Source organism: Polymorphobacter sp., from assembly GCF_048007885.1.
In the GTDB taxonomy this organism is placed as follows: domain Bacteria; phylum Pseudomonadota; class Alphaproteobacteria; order Sphingomonadales; family Sphingomonadaceae; genus Sandarakinorhabdus.
This window is the reverse complement of the sequence record NZ_CP180346.1, coordinates 1,881,327-1,895,792: the sequence shown is the minus strand read 5'-3', so window position 1 is coordinate 1,895,792 and position 14,466 is coordinate 1,881,327. Positions and strand designations below refer to the sequence as shown.

The window sequence follows — 14,466 nt, the reverse complement described above, 5'->3', positions numbered from 1 at the left end:
ACGGGGCAATTCGGACAATCATCAATCACCAAAACAGAACAGGAGACATGACATGACACTGAAGACAGCAATGCTTGGCGCAAGCCTGCTCTCGTCGGCCACGCTGGTCGGCGCCGTGGCGCCGGTCATGGCGCAGGAAACGGCCGCGCAGGGGGCCTCGGCATCGGCCGAGCGGACGACCGCTGCCGAAATCATCGTCACGGCCAGAAAGCGCGACGAAACGCTCGTCGAGATCCCGGTCTCGGTCACCGCATTCGCCCAGAAGGATCTTGATCGTCTCGGCATCAACTCGCTCGATGACCTGTCATCTTTTGCGCCGGGCCTGGATTTCAACAACAACGACCGTGTCACCCCGCTGATCCGCTTCCGCGGCCTCGAAGCCGTGGTCAACACGCCCGCCTCGCGCACCGGCGCGGTGTTCTGGGACGGCGCCTATATGTCTGACGGTGTCAGCATCCTGCCGCTGTTCGATCTTGGCCGGGTTGAAGTCATCAAGGGACCGCAGACCGCCTTCTTCGGCCGCAACACCTTCTCGGGCGCGGTCAATTTCATTCCCGTCGAGCCCGGCGAAAGCTGGTCGGGCCGGGCGCTGGTCTCCTACGCTCCCACCGACGGCGACAGCCATAACGTCACCCTCGCCGTCGGTGGCCCGCTCACCGACACCATCGGCATCCGCATCGCCGGCATGACCGAGCGCGTGGGGGCTGACTGGGCCTATGGCAATGGCGATCCCTATGGCCAGATCGATACCGATGCGATCATGGGCACATTGGTCTTCAAGCCAAGCGAATCGCTGAAGATCAAGGTCAACGGCTTCTACGTCGATTCGCAGGACACGATATCCCAGCAGTCGCAGGCGGCCACCACGCCTGCGGGACAGTGCAACGGCACCTTCTCCGGCAATCTGCGCAACGTTGTCACCGGCGCCAATCTCGGCGCCTTCTCGACCGACCTGTCGCAGTCGACCCGCGCCTTCCACTGCCGCGACTTCCCGGATTGGGACGACCAGCCGCCGCTCTTCACGGCCGCCGGCAAATTCGGTGCCGATTTCCCGGCCTTCGGCGCGGTCACCACGGCTCTCGCCACCACCCTGCCGGTCGAGCTTGAAAACCGCGGCGGTCTTGAAGCGCCCGATGGCCTGGGCGGCAAATACAGTGTCTGGCGCGCCAATGTGTCGGCTGACTATACTCTGCCCAACGATGCCACGATCACCGCCACGGTCTCGCGCGGTGATTCGAACAACTACAATATCGCGGATGCCTTCTTCGGCGAGCGCCGCGATCTCGGCGCCGCTCTCTTCGGCTTCATCCGCTGGACGCGGGACAGCTACGCCGAGGTGCGCTACACCTCCGCCGACACCGGCAAGCTGCGCTACATGCTCGGCTTCAGCTACTACAAGCAGGACATCGAAGCCTCGAACCTCGCTGCCCGCAAGGTCCTCAACTTCGAAAGCGGCGAGAATTACGGGATCTTCGGCTCGATCGACTATGATTTCACCGATCAGCTGACACTCTCGCTCGAAGGCCGCTGGAACCGCGACAGCCAGACCATCGTCTTCAACGGGCCGACCGAAATTCTGCCCACTGAAACGCCGGCAGCGCAGAACGTCGAGCAGGCGTTCAGCAAGTTCATGCCGCGCGTCATCCTCTCCTACCAGCCCTCGCCCGATCTCAACCTCTATGCCAGCTGGTCGAAGAGCAACATTCAGGGCGTGGCCACCAATGCCAACAACTATGCGGTCGCTGTGCCGGGCTCGGGCCTTGATGCGACAACCGTGGGCTTCTTCACGCCGGTCCAGACGCTGACCGCCTATGAAGTCGGCATCAAGCACCAGGCCAATGACTGGCTCTACTATTCGCTCGCGGCCTATTGGTTCGATTGGGATGATCAGGTTTTCGCCGACTTGAGCCCTGGCTTCGTGCCGCTCAACCTGCCCGGCGATTCGCGCATCCGCGGTCTCGATTTCGAGGCGAACATCACGCCCACCCCGTGGCTTCGCGTGACCGCGAACGCGAACTACAACGACATCGAGCTGCAGAACTTCGGCGCCGCCGGCTCGCTGGCCAATGCCGTTCTGGCGCCGGGCCTCATCACCGGCGGCGTGCAGATCGATTCGGCTGGCAAGCGGCCCCGCTGGAACCCGGAGATCACCGGCAGCATTTCGACCGAATTCGACATGGGCCAGCTGCTTTCCTACGAGCCGGGCGCCTTCTTCCGGGTCGATGCCCTCTACACGGGCAGCTTCTTCGTGGACAATTTCGAGTTCAACAGCGTGCCCGGCTATTGGCGGTTCAACGCCCGTGTCGGCGCCAATATCAGCAAGCAGGTCGGCCTTGAGGTCTATGGCAACAACCTCACCAACAACCTGAGCTGGGATACGCTGGGTGGCGACACCAGCGCCGCGGGGGGTAACCGCAAGTCGTTCGGCGTCCTGCCCCGGAAGCGCGAAGTCGGCGTGCGCCTGACAGCCAATTTCTGAGCCTCAGGCGGGCCGGCGCGCCCGGCCCGCCCATGGCTTGCTATTGGGAGACGATCTGGTTCATCTCGATGAGCAGGCCGTCGGGGTCGAAGAAATTGCACCCGATCACCACGATTTCCGGGCCGCCGCCGCGGCCCGGATAGCGCTGCTCGCGCACCTCTGCTGTAAAGGTCACGCCCGGCACCGACTTGGCCATCTCGCAGCGCTTGGCGGCATCATCGGTATTCAGGATCAGCACCGTGCCGCCGGCCTGCAGCCGCTTGGGATAGTCTGCCGCAGCTTCCAGTGGCGGGTTGGAATATTCCATCAGCCCGATCCAGCCGATGAAGGGATCATTGCCGTTCAACAGCACCAGCCGCACCGGATTGCCGGGCTGTCCGGCAGGCAGCGCGACGCCCGACACGGTCAGATTCTGGTCGTAATTGACCTTCAGCCCGATCACATCGCGGTAGAGCTTCAGACTGTTTTCCATGTTCCGCACGAGGATCGTCAGCCGCCGCACATCGGTGGGGATGCGCGTTTCCGGCGTCTCCACGCCGGCGGCCACTTTGCCGGTGGCAGTTTGCGCCGCAACGGGCGCGGCGAGAGCGAGCAGGGCTGCAGCAAAAACGCGCATTGGGAGTCTCCTTGATGATCGGCGTCTAGTCATCCGGGCCAAGGCTGGGGTCGAGATCGCGCGGGCGAATGAAATGGACCAGTGCGGCATGGCCGCCATCCACCTGCGCCCAGCGCTCGATATCGAGATCAAGCCGCGCCAGCGTGGCGGTGGGATATTTGATCTCGGCCTGGTCGCGCGCCGCGCCGCTGCCCGGCGGCACCAGCTCCAGCAGCAGGTCCTCCAGCCCCGGATTATGCCCGACCAGCAGGGCATGGTCATGATGCGCAGCAAAGCCCGCCACCAGCTCGACCAGCGTGGCCGACGAGCTCAGATAGATGCGCTTCTCATAGATCGGCGCCAGCGGCTGACCCAGGCCCTGTTCGACACCTTCGATGGTCTGGCGGCAGCGCACCGCCGGCGAGGCCGCGACATGGTCAAACTCCGGCATGTCACCGCGCCGCCGCGCCGCGCGCAGCCACTCGCCGATGCGCACCGCAGCGCGCCGGCCCCGGTCATTCAGAGGCCGGTCGAAATCGCGCAGCAACGGGTCGTCATAGCCTGATTTGGCATGGCGCAGCAGCGTCAGCGTCTTCACTCGCACGTCCCCGGATTGGCGTCGCCGCGCACCATGGCGGCGTCCGCGCGCCCCTGCAAGCCATGGTGTTTCACCATCGCCACCGCATCCTCCAGCGTCACCCGCAGGATCGGTGTGTCAGCCGGAAAGGCGGCGTGTAGTCGCGAGGGCATCGCCGCGCCGATGAGCACGAAAAAGCCGCTGTCATCGGCGCGGCGAATGAGCCGGCCAAAGGCCTGTGCCAGCCGCCCCATCACCACCCGGTCGTCATAAGCCTGTGCGCTGGCCGCTGCCGCCCGCCGCGCGCTGTGCAAAACCGTCGGCCGCGGCCAGGGCACGCCTTCCATCACCACCAGCCGCAGCGCCTCGCCCGGCACATCCACCCCGTCGCGCAGCGCGTCGGTGCCCATCAGCGAGGCCTTGCGCTCGGCGCGGAAGATGTCGACCAGCGTGCCCGTATCGATCGGGTCAACGTGCTGCGCATAAAGCGGCAGCCCGGCGCGGGCCAGCGGGTCAGAAATGCGGGCATGCACGGCACGCAGACGCGCGATCGCCGTGAACAGCGCCAGCGTGCCCCCGCCAGCGGCCTCGATAAGCCCGCGAAACGCCTGCGCCAGCCCGGATACATCGCCCTTGCGCACATCGGTGACGATCAACACCTTGGCCCGCGCCGCATAGTCGAACGGGCTCGGTGTGAAGAAATGCCTGACCGGGCTTGTCAGATGGCGCGCGCCTGTCAGCGCGTCCGCCGCCGCCCAGCCGTCATCGTGGCTCTCGCCGCCGCGCCCGCGCAGCGTCGCCGAGGTGATGAGCGCGCCGTGCGCAGGCGCCAGCACCAGCTTGGCAAAGGGCTGCATCGGGTCGAGCCAGTGGCGGTGCAGCCCGATATCATAATCGCGCCCCTCGACCCGCGGCACTGCCAGCCAGTCGACAAACTTCGCATCCGCCGGCCCGCCCAGCCGCGCCAGCAGCGCGCCCCAGGCCGCCAGCAGCTCGCAGCGCAGCGTCAGCCCGGCCGCCGCACCCTCCACCCGCGCCCGGCCCGAGGTGTCCAGCCAGTCGGGCGGGTCATCGAGCACCGCCTCCAGATGCGCCGCCAGCCCTGCCATCGGCCCGCCCATGCGCGAAAGCGCAGTCGCGGCCGCCGCCGCCGTCTCGATCAGCATTGGCAGCGGTTCGGCAATCTCGGTTTCCAGCCCATAGGGTGCATCGAGATCGCGCGCCGCTGCCTGCGCCAGAACCTGGGTGCGCACGACTGTGAGTAGCCGCTCGACGCTGCCCTCGCCCTCGCCTGCCGCCGTGCGCGCCAGCCAGCCTTCCCCCGGCAACGCGCGCGCGGCGTCGGCAATCGCCTCCACCAGTTCGGCGGCGCGGGCATCATGGCTGGTGATGTCCGCCAGCCGCGCCGCCAGCCCGCGCCGCCGCCCGCTCTTCGCCGTCGGCGGCCCCAGCAGCCAGTTCTTCAGCTCCACCGCCTCACGGCCGGTCAGCGCCACGGCAAAGCCATTGTCGGCGGCGTCGAACAGATGATGACCTTCATCAAACACCATCCGCGTCAGCGCCTGCCCCTCGGCGCGGCCGCGCACGGCATTGATCATCACCAGCGCATGATTGGCGATCACCAGATCGGCCGCCGCACTGGCCCGGGTCGCCCGCTCGATGAAACAGCTGCGATAATGCGGGCAGGCGGCATAAATGCACTCGCCGCGCCGGTCGGTCAGCCCGGCAAAGCTGGTGCGGCCAAACAGGCGCGGCAGCCAGCCCGGCAGGTCGCCGCCGATCATGTCGCCGTCGCGGCTATATTCCGCCCAGCGCGCCACCAGCTGGGCAAAATGCGCCGCCCGGTTCTGAAAGCCGCCCTGCACCGCGTCTTCAAGGTTGAGCAGGCAGAGATAATTCTCCCGCCCCTTGCGCACCACAACCCGGCCGCGCGCATCCGGCACCACCCGCGCCGCTTCAGCATCGAGCTGGCGCTGCAGGGCGCGTGTATAGGTGCTCAGCCACACCGCGCCGCCCGCGGCCTCGGCCCAGCTGATCGCCGGCGCCAGATAGCCCAATGTCTTGCCAATGCCGGTTCCGGCTTCGGCCAGCACCAGCCGCGGCGCCCCCGCCGCCACACGCGGCTGAAAGGCCTCGGTGACGGCGTCGGCATAGGCGCGCTGGCCGGGGCGGGGCTCGGCGTTCTCCCCCACGATGGCGCGCAGCCGGGCCTGCACCGTCTCTGTCGCCAGGCTCACGGCACGCGGGCTTTCGCGCAGCGGCGCTTCCTCCCAGCGCGGCAACACCGTGAACAGGCTGCGCTCCGGCGTTTCAGGGGCGCGCAGCCGCGGCCGCACCCAGGGCGACCATGGCCAGCGGTGGCGCGACAGCCCGGCGAACACCAGATGCGCGCCGCGCCGCTGCGGCCAGTCGGGCGCCTCCAGCCGCGCCAGCAGCGCCTGCATCGCGCGCATCAGAAAGCCGGTGTCATGCCCTGAGGCTGGCCCGTCGATGGCCAGCGCGGCGGCCAGCCCGCCCGGTGTTGGCACGGCAAAGCGTGCGGGATGCACAAAGGCGAAGAGCTCAAGCAGGTCGAGCCCGGAGAGCTCGGGATAGCCCAGCCGACTCGCCGTCACCGGCGCATTGATCAACAGGTGCGGCCGGTCGGCGGCGCGGCGGATGGCCTCCCGCCGCGACACCGCCTTGGCCACGCCGCCCCCTGACGCCACCCAGACACCGGCATGGGTGGCGATGAGCGCATCGGGCGCATCCTGCGGGGCTTGCGCGCCCGAACCATCACCGCCAGAAGCCATCACACAGGAATAGACGAGAAATGATGCACAAAGAAGCACCCGCCGAGATCCGCGCCGCCGCGCTCGCCAGCAAGGCCTGGCCCTATGAAGAGGCGCGCAAGCTCATCGCACGCTACGAAGCCGGCGGCTTTCCGGCCGACGGCGTGCTGTTTGAAACCGGCTATGGCCCGTCCGGCCTGCCCCATATCGGCACCTTCGGCGAGGTTGTGCGCACCACCATGGTGCGACGCGCCTTTGAAGAGATGGCGCCGGGCATCAAGACCCGGCTGATCGCCTTTTCCGATGACATGGACGGCCTGCGCAAGGTGCCCGACGGCCTGCCAAACCCCGAACTGCTGCGCGCCAGCCTCGGCAAGCCGCTCACCCGCGTCCCCGATCCCTTTGGCACCCATGACAGCTTCGGCGCCCACAACAACGCCCGGCTGCGCGCCTTTCTCGACAGTTTCGGCTTCGATTACGAATTTCTCTCGGCCACCGATTGCTACACGTCGGGCCGCTTCGATGCGACGCTGCGCAAGATCCTCGCCCATCATGACGAGGTCGCCAATGTCATCCTGCCCACGCTCGGCCCCGAGCGCCGCGCCACCTATGCGCCTTTCCTGCCCGTCGATCCCGCCACTGGCCAGGTGCTGCAGGTGCCGCTCGCCGGGCGTGACGTGGCTGCCGGCACGGTCAGCTACGTCCATCCGCAAAGCGGCGAGACTGTCACCGTTCCCGTCACTAGCGGCCACTGCAAGTTGCAATGGAAGGTGGACTGGGCGATGCGCTGGGTCGCGCTCGGGGTCGATTATGAAATGGCCGGCAAGGATCTCATCGATTCGGTCACGCTCTCGGGCCGCGTCGCGCGCGTGCTTGGTGCCGCCCCGCCCGCCGGCTTCAACTATGAGCTGTTCCTCGATGCCCAGGGCCAGAAGATCTCCAAGTCCAAGGGCAATGGCCTGACCATCGAGGAGTGGCTGGTCTATGGACCGCCCGAAAGCCTTGCGCTCTACATGTATCAGAACCCGCGCAAGGCGAAGCGGCTGCATTTCGATGTCATTCCCCGCGCCATCGACGATTATGCCGATTTCCTCGCCCGCTATCCCGAGCAACCCATCGAGCAGAAGCTCGGCAATCCCCTTCACCATATCCATGAGGGCAAGCCGCCCGAAACCACGCTGCCAGTGAGCTTCTCCCTGCTGCTCAACCTCGCCTCGGTGGCCGCCACCGATGACCCGGCGCGGCTCTGGGCCTATGTCGCCCGCCATGCGCCAGGTGCCAGCCCGGAAAGCCACCCGCTGCTTGACCGGCTGGTGCGCCACGCGGCCGCCTATGCGCGCGATTTCGTCATCCCCCAGCTCGTCCGCCGCGCGCCCGATGCGCGCGAAGCCGCAGCCCTGGCCGATCTCGACGCCCGCCTCGCAGCGCTCGGGCCGGGCCATGATGCCGAGGCCTATCAGGCCGAAGTCTATGAAGCCGGCAAGGCGCATGGGTTCGAGAATCTGCGTGACTGGTTCAAGGCGCTCTACGAGACGCTCATCGGAAGTTCACAAGGCCCGCGTATGGGTAGCTTCATCGCCCTTTACGGGCTCGATGAGACGCGCGGTCTCATCGCCAAGGCCCTTGCCCGCGTATAAGGAAGCGTCATGCGTCCCCTGGTCCTTGCCCTTGCCCTCATGGTCGCGGCACCCGTGAATGCCGCTGCCGAAGATGCCTTCCGCGCCGGCCAGTGGCGCGAGGCGGTCAACCAGGGCCGGGCCGAAGCCACCGCGCAGAGCCTCATCTATGCCGGCCGCGCCAATCTCTGGCTTGCCGGCTATGAAACGAGCGAGAAGGCCCGCGCCAAAGCGCTGGTCGAGGCGGCTGAAAAAGACTTTGACGCCGCCCTCGCCCTCACCCCGAACGATCCCGAAGCCCGGCTGCAAAAGGCGGTCGCGGTTGGTTACCGCGCCAAGCTCGCCCAGTCGCCCGGTCTCGCCAAGGAATGTCGCGCCATGTTCGAGGCCGTGCGCGATGCCCATCCCGACAATGCGCTGGCCTGGTCGGCCGTCGCTGGCTGGCACGGCGGCAGCGTCGCCTCGCTTGGCGGCTTCATGGCCGGCATGGTGCTCGGCGCCAAGACCAGCGAGTTCGAGAAGGGCTATGAAAGGGTCTTCGCCCTCGAACCGCGCAACCCTGCCTATCGCACCCTTTATGCACTGACCCTGCTCGATCTCGGCCCCAGAAATGCCGCCAAGGCTGCCGCCGCGCTCAAGGGCATCGAGCGGCTGCCGGCCGCCGACGCCTTCGAGCGCAAGCTTCGGGAGCAGGGCGCTGCGCTGGCCAAGGTGCTCGAAAGCGGCGACGCCAAGGCGGCGCAGGACCTTGCGCGCCAACTCGCCGCCTTCGGCAAGCTCGCCTGACTTGACGCAATCGACAGGCTTGCCATCGCGGGCCTGCTGACAGAAAGTCCCGGTCAGTCCCTGGGGAGAGACTGTGTCACGCCTGCCGCTTGGCCGATTGTTTGCGTTCAGCGCGCCGTGCCTGCCGCTGGCGGCGGTCGGCCTGCCAGTGGTGGTCCATCTGCCGCCCTATTATGCCGGCAATCTGGGGCTCGACATTGGCGTCGTCGGCCTCATCTTCTTCATCGTGCGCGTCATCGATGTCCCGCTCGATCCCGTGCTTGGCCTGCTCATCGATCGGTCGAAGTTCCGCCTCGGGCGCTTCCGCCCCTGGATGGCGGGCGGTGCGCTGCTCCTTGTGGCTGGTGTGCTGGCGGTTTTTTTCGCGCAGCCCGGCATTTCGGCGCTCGCCGCCTTCGCCGGCCTGATGCTGATGTACATCGGCTATTCGGTCGTCCTTGTCTCCCACATGGCCTGGGGCGCCGTCCTTTCCGATGATTATCATGAGCGCTCGCGCATCTTCGGCTGGTGGATGGCCTTCAACATGGTCGGCATGCTGGTCATCCTCGGCGTGCCGCCCTTCACCGCCGCCCTCTTCGATGCCGACCGCGCCGGCGGCATTCACGCCATGGGCTGGCTGATCGCTGCTGCCCTTGTTCCGACTGTTTTGCTCAACATCACGATGGTCCCCGAGCGCGCCTCGCGCTCCGGTCAGGGCCATGCGCATGGCTGGCGCGAGATGGCCGATGCCTTCAGGCTGCCGCTGCTGCGCCGTATCCTTCTGGTCGATCTTCTCGCGAGCATCGCGCCGGGCATTGCTGGTGCCCTGCTGCTGTTCTTTTTCGAGGCCGCCCGCGGCTACACGCCCGCCGAAGCCAGCCTGCTGCTCATCCCCTATTTCGTCGCTGGTCTTGCGGCGGCCCCGCTCTGGATGCGGCTCGCGCGGCGCACCTCGAAGCACCATGCGGTGCTCTGGGCAATCGGCATCTATATGGTCTGCCAGTCCGGCACCCTGCTCATCCCGCGTGACAATCTTCCGCTGGCCAGCCTTGGCATGGCGCTCGCCGGCCTGCCCTATGTCGCCCCCGCCTTCCTGCTGCGCGCCATGCTCGCCGATTTCTCAGACGCCGAGACGCTGCGCACTGGCAATGAGCAGACAGGGCTATTTTACGCGCTGCTGACCGCCGTCCAGAAGTTTGGCTATGCCATTCCCGTCGGTCTCACTTATCCGCTCCTTGGCCTGATCGGTTTCGAGCCCGCGTTGGGCACCGAAAACAGCCCCGAGGCCGTCGCTGCACTCACCTTTCTGTTCGTCGTGCCCCCCGTCACCCTTGCCGGCCTTGGCGGCCTGCTGGTGCGCCGCTGGCCGATAGGCGCCGATACCCAGGCCCGCAACGCCGAAGCGCTGGCTGCGCGTGCCTGACCCCCGTTCAACCTGAGGAGACGAAGCCATGAAACTGCATGATTCCATCGGACCCAACCCGCGCGCGGTGCGCATCGCCATTGCCGAAAAGGGCATGAGCATCCCCACCGCGCAGATCGACATCATGAAGGGCAACAATCGCACGCCCGGCTATATGGCCATCAACCCCAGCGGCAGCACGCCCGCGCTTGAGCTCGACAGCGGCCAGTGCGTCGCCGAAATCACTGCCATCATCGAATATCTCGAAGAGATCCACCCCACCCCCGCGATCATCGGCACCACGCCCGAAGAGCGCGCCGAAACCCGCATGTGGACGCGCCGCATCGACCTCTACATTCTCGAACCCATGGCCAACGGCTTCCGCGCCAGCGAAGGCCGGCCGATGTTCGAAAGCCGCATGACCCTGGTGACGCCGCCCGCCGCCGCCGAGCTGAAGGCTATCGCGCAGGAAAAGTTGCTCTGGCTCGACGGCCTGATGCAGGGTCGCCAATGGATCTGCGGTGACCGTTTCACCATGGCCGACATCCTGCTGCTCGCCTTTGTCGAGTTCGGCGCTTCGGTGGGCCAGCCCATGCCGGCCGCCGCCACCTGGCTGCCCGAATGGCACAAGCGCGCCGCCGCCCGGCCCAGCGCTGCGGCCTGAAGAAGGGCAGCGATCAGATCTCGATCAGATGATCGGGCAGGTCGTTGCGGTCGGCTGTCCCTTTCGAGGGAAAGTGCGTTGCCAGCACCTCGCCGGCAAGTGCGATGGCAGCGGTCAGTCCGGCGACGGGCTGACCGCGCCTGAACCCCTGGGTCAATGCCTCGATGGTGTCGGCCCAATGCTCCGGCGGCACCTTGTCGAAAACGCCGGTGTCGGCGATCACTTCGGCGACATGGTCGGGCTCGTCGACATAGAGCAGCACGCCGGTGCGGCCTTGGGTGGCATCGAGCCCGCGCGCCCGGAACTGGGTCAGGGCGGTGGCATGAACCCGGTCGCGGCGCAGGCCTTCCGGGGTCACGGCGCGCGCCAGCGGCGTGAACCAGCCAAGCGCCAGCGTGATGGCGAAGGTCAGGGCCTGCACGCAGATCAGCACCTCGAGGCTGCGCTGCTCGTGGCTGCGCGCATCGAGCGTGTCCCAGTCGGGCAGCAGGTCGGCCGGTGACCAGCCGAACAGCACGGCGGTAAAGGGCAGGGCCAGCGCGGCAAGCGCCGCAAGGCTGAGCGCTGTCCCGCCATAGCGGTGCGGCTGGCTGGACACGATGACGACGATCTCGCCCGAGGTCCGCATCTCGGCTGACTTGATGGCCTCGGAAATCGCCTCGTGATCGGCTTTTGAAAACACAGCTACCAGCTCCCCGACGAGCCGCCGCCGCCAAAGCTGCCGCCGCCCCCGCCGAAGCTCCCACCTCCATAGCCGCCACCACCGCCAAAGCCACCACCGCCGCCCCAGCCGCCGCCCATCCCGCTGCCCCAGATGATCGCCGAGCCACGCCGGCGCCCGCGGTTGCCGCGCGCCACCGAGAAGAATATCCACAAGACGATGATGGCAATCCAGAAGATCACCGCGATCGGGTCGGGCTCGTCCTGCGCGCGCTGCCGATCGCGGGCGGCAAGCGCCGCTGCTGCGGCTTCTTCGGGCGGCAGCTGCAAGAGGCGGATCATCTCGCCCGTGCCGGCCACCACGCCGCCGGCCATGTCCCCGGCCTTGAAGCGCGGGATGATCTGGCGGCGGATGATCTGCGATGTCATCGCGTCGGTGAGCACGCCCTCAAGGCCATAGCCCACCTCGATGCGCACCTTGCGCTCATTGGGCGCGACCAGCAGGATCGCGCCATTGTCGTCGTCCTTCTGGCCAATGCCCCAGGCGCGCCCGAGCTGATAGCCATAATCCTCAATCTCATAGCCCTGCAGGCTCGGCACGGTGGCGATGACAAGCTGCGTGCCGGTCGTGTCTTCCAGCTCCTTCAGCGCGGCCTCGATCTGCGCGGCAACGTCCCCGGGCAGGATTTGCGCCGCGTCGGTAACCCGTCCCTCAAGCGGCGGAAAGGCTGGCTGGGCGCGCGCTTCGCGCGCCAGGCCGACGATGGTCGTCACCAGCGCCAGCACGACCAGCAGCAGCATGATCAGCCGGCCGAGGCGGTCCTCGGTGCGCTCGTCTTCGGGCGACCCGCGCGCCATCAGAAGCTGACGGTCGGTGCCGTCTCGGCTCCCACGGTGGTGGCCTTGAAGGGCGCGATCGGCTCGGCCCCATAGACCACCTTGGCGGCGATGATGGCCGGGAAGGTGCGGATCTCGGTATTATAGGCCTGCACCGCCTGATTATAGTCGCGCCGCGCCACGGCGATGCAATTCTCGGTGCCTTCAAGCTGGGACTGAAGCTGCAGGAAGTTTTCGTTCGACTTGAGCTCGGGATATTTCTCCACCGTCACCAGCAGCCGCCCCAGCGCCGAGCCGACCTGCCCCTGCGCCTGTTCGAAGGCCGCCATCTGTGCCGGGTCGGAGAGCTTGGTCGGGTCCACCGTCACCTGCGTGGCGCTGGCCCGCGCCCGCGTCACTGCCTCCAGCACCTCGCTCTCCTGTGCAGCGAAGCCCTTCACCGTGTTGACGAGATTGGGGATGAGGTCAGCGCGCCGCTGATACTGGTTTTCCACATCGGCCCATTTCGCCTTCACATTCTCCTCGGCCGTCGGAATCGAATTGATTCCGCATCCCGAAAGCGTCACTGCCATGGCAATCACCAGCGCATGTTTCGAATAGCGGGCAGCAATCATCAAAATTCCTCTCTGGATAACGGGCTCAGGGCAATCGGCAGTTGACCTTGCATAGGCTCGCACAAGATAGTGACGAAACATCGATTGCAACAGGGGCAAGCATGTTCGCCGAATTCAAAACCTTCATCATGCGTGGCAACGTCATGGACCTCGCGGTGGCCGTCATCATCGGCGCCGCCTTCAGTGCCATCGTCAAGTCGTTCACCGATGATCTGATCATGCCGATCATCGGCCTTGTCACCGGCGGTGTCGATTTCTCCAGCCTGTTCGTCATTCTCGGCCCGGTGCCGACTGATTTCGAAGGGGCGCTTACCGATTATGCCGCCCTCAAGGCCGCCGGCGTGCCGCTGTTCGGCTACGGCGCCTTCATCACCGCAATCATCAATTTCGTCATCATGGCGTTCGTCATCTTCATGCTGGTGCGCAGCGTCAACAAGCTGATGACCAAGCCGGAAGAAGCACCCGCCCCGCCGCCAGGCCCCAGCGCCGAAGAAAAGCTGCTCACCGAAATCCGGGATGCACTCCGCGCCCGCAACCCCTGACCGTCATGAAAGGGCGCCCCATGCGCACGATCCTTCTTGCCGCCGCCAGCCTCGCCCTCGCGGCCTGCGCGTCTGATGAAGCGGGCCGCGCCGTGACCGGCAAGATGCCCCCGCTCGGCGGCAGCCTCGAAGGCGGGCCCTGGCTGGTCGAGGATGTGAACGGCGGCGGCGTCATCGACAATGCCCGGCTCGATGTCACCTTCGATCCCGGCGACCAGAACACCAGCCGGGTCTATGGCCGCTCGGGGTGCAACCGTTTTACCGGCAGCTGGCAGCAAAACGGCGTCAATGTGAAGTTCGGCCCGATGGCCTCCACGATGATGGCTTGTCCGCCAGCCCTGATGGACATGGAGCGCAAGTTCCTGTCCACGTTCGAGGCTGTTCGTACGGTCAGCTTCGACAGCACCGGCGCCGCCATCCTCAAGGCGCCCGACGGCCAGACCCTCAAGCTTCGGCGCGAGCAGACCCGCTAGCTGCCTCCAGATCGGCAGAAAGATCAGCGAGCGAGGTCGTGTCGAGAATCGCTGCCGTCTGGTCGCGCACGCTCAGCATCACCTTGCGGGATCACGCAGGTCGCCTCGTCGAAACAATCGGCACATTTTGCCCGCGCGCTCACCGAGACACAGGGCACCAGCGCCAGCGGCCCTTCGATCAGCCGGATGATCTCGCCGAAGCTGATCTCGCCCGCCGGTCGCGCCAGCCGATAGCCGCCCATCTTGCCGCGAAAGCTCTCCACCAACCCGCTATTCTTGAGATCCAGAAGGATGATCTCCAGAAATTTGCGCGGCAGCTTCTGATCCTCGGCAATCACCGAGATCGGGACCGGCGCGCCGCCGTCGCTGCGGGCGATGAAGATCAGCGCACGAAGCGCATATCGAGACCGTTGCGTCAGCATGCCCTTAACCTACCCACACGATAGGGATGAGGGCAACCCGGAAGGACAG

13 protein-coding genes and 1 pseudogene are annotated in these 14,466 nt (G+C 66.5%); 7 read left to right on the top strand and 7 right to left on the bottom strand.

The window, feature by feature from the left end:
- Positions 1 to 52 precede the first annotated feature (52 nt).
- Entirely contained in the window at positions 53 to 2,479 is a 2,427-nt protein-coding gene (locus tag ACMVO5_RS08895) for a TonB-dependent receptor (RefSeq protein WP_416907162.1), read from the top strand.
- A gap of 40 nt (positions 2,480 to 2,519) precedes the next feature.
- On the opposite strand, the gene ACMVO5_RS08890 is transcribed toward ACMVO5_RS08895, so the two are convergent.
- Genes ACMVO5_RS08890 through ACMVO5_RS08880 form a run of 3 tightly spaced genes read right to left on the bottom strand, consistent with a single transcriptional unit; the run spans position 2,520 to position 6,443 of the window.
- On the bottom strand, positions 2,520 to 3,095 hold the full coding sequence (locus ACMVO5_RS08890; RefSeq protein WP_416907161.1) for a VOC family protein: 576 nt from the start codon (positions 3,093 to 3,095) through the stop codon (positions 2,520 to 2,522).
- A 25-nt stretch (positions 3,096 to 3,120) separates the two neighbouring features.
- Positions 3,121 to 3,672, bottom strand: coding sequence for a SixA phosphatase family protein (locus tag ACMVO5_RS08885; protein WP_416909345.1), 552 nt, complete (start codon positions 3,670 to 3,672; stop codon positions 3,121 to 3,123).
- Complete coding sequence (locus ACMVO5_RS08880; RefSeq protein WP_416907160.1) at positions 3,669 to 6,443, bottom strand: ATP-dependent DNA helicase; 2,775 nt, start codon at positions 6,441 to 6,443, stop codon at positions 3,669 to 3,671. The genes ACMVO5_RS08885 and ACMVO5_RS08880 overlap by 4 nt, the downstream gene beginning before the upstream one ends.
- A gap of 20 nt (positions 6,444 to 6,463) precedes the next feature.
- Here ACMVO5_RS08880 and ACMVO5_RS08875 point away from each other — a divergent pair, with 20 nt between their 5' ends.
- The 4 genes from ACMVO5_RS08875 to ACMVO5_RS08860 all read left to right on the top strand — a co-directional run bounded on the left by ACMVO5_RS08875 (position 6,464) and on the right by ACMVO5_RS08860 (position 10,869).
- Positions 6,464 to 8,059 carry a lysine--tRNA ligase gene (locus tag ACMVO5_RS08875; protein ID WP_416907159.1) on the top strand — a complete coding sequence of 532 codons (1,596 nt, stop codon included), beginning with the start codon at positions 6,464 to 6,466 and terminating at the stop codon, positions 8,057 to 8,059.
- 9 nt (positions 8,060 to 8,068) lie between these two features.
- Positions 8,069 to 8,824: a hypothetical protein gene (locus ACMVO5_RS08870; protein ID WP_416907158.1), complete on the top strand. Its 756-nt coding sequence runs from the start codon at positions 8,069 to 8,071 to the stop codon at positions 8,822 to 8,824.
- 73 nt (positions 8,825 to 8,897) lie between these two features.
- Positions 8,898 to 10,226: an MFS transporter gene (locus tag ACMVO5_RS08865; protein WP_416907157.1), complete on the top strand. Its 1,329-nt coding sequence runs from the start codon at positions 8,898 to 8,900 to the stop codon at positions 10,224 to 10,226.
- Positions 10,227 to 10,254: 28 nt separating this feature from the next.
- Entirely contained in the window at positions 10,255 to 10,869 is a 615-nt protein-coding gene (locus tag ACMVO5_RS08860; RefSeq protein ID WP_416907156.1) for a glutathione S-transferase family protein, read from the top strand.
- Positions 10,870 to 10,882: 13 nt separating this feature from the next.
- Here ACMVO5_RS08860 and ACMVO5_RS08855 read toward each other — a convergent pair whose 3' ends face one another.
- From ACMVO5_RS08855 to ACMVO5_RS08845, 3 genes are read right to left on the bottom strand one after another with little or no spacing between them, the layout of a single operon-like run.
- On the bottom strand, positions 10,883 to 11,551 hold the full coding sequence (locus ACMVO5_RS08855) for a TPM domain-containing protein (RefSeq protein ID WP_416907155.1): 669 nt from the start codon (positions 11,549 to 11,551) through the stop codon (positions 10,883 to 10,885).
- Positions 11,552 to 11,553: 2 nt separating this feature from the next.
- Positions 11,554 to 12,387 (bottom strand): TPM domain-containing protein, encoded by an 834-nt coding sequence (locus ACMVO5_RS08850; protein ID WP_416907154.1) that lies wholly within the window; start codon positions 12,385 to 12,387, stop codon positions 11,554 to 11,556.
- Entirely contained in the window at positions 12,387 to 12,983 is a 597-nt protein-coding gene (locus ACMVO5_RS08845) for a LemA family protein (protein ID WP_416907153.1), read from the bottom strand. Before ACMVO5_RS08845 ends, ACMVO5_RS08850 begins: the two co-directional genes overlap by 1 nt.
- Positions 12,984 to 13,081: 98 nt before the next feature.
- On the opposite strand from ACMVO5_RS08845, the gene mscL reads away from it, so the two are divergent.
- Complete coding sequence (mscL, locus tag ACMVO5_RS08840) at positions 13,082 to 13,522, top strand: large conductance mechanosensitive channel protein MscL (RefSeq protein ID WP_416907152.1); 441 nt, start codon at positions 13,082 to 13,084, stop codon at positions 13,520 to 13,522.
- A 20-nt stretch (positions 13,523 to 13,542) separates the two neighbouring features.
- The gene (locus ACMVO5_RS08835) at positions 13,543 to 13,995 is read left to right on the top strand and encodes an META domain-containing protein (protein ID WP_416907151.1); all 453 of its coding nucleotides are present in this window, start codon (positions 13,543 to 13,545) and stop codon (positions 13,993 to 13,995) included.
- Here the strand turns inward: ACMVO5_RS08835 and ACMVO5_RS08830 are convergent.
- Positions 13,967 to 14,417: pseudogene (locus tag ACMVO5_RS08830) on the bottom strand (RrF2 family transcriptional regulator). The gene ACMVO5_RS08835 and the pseudogene ACMVO5_RS08830 sit on opposite strands and share 29 nt — an antisense overlap.
- Between the last annotated feature and the right edge of the window lie 49 nt (positions 14,418 to 14,466).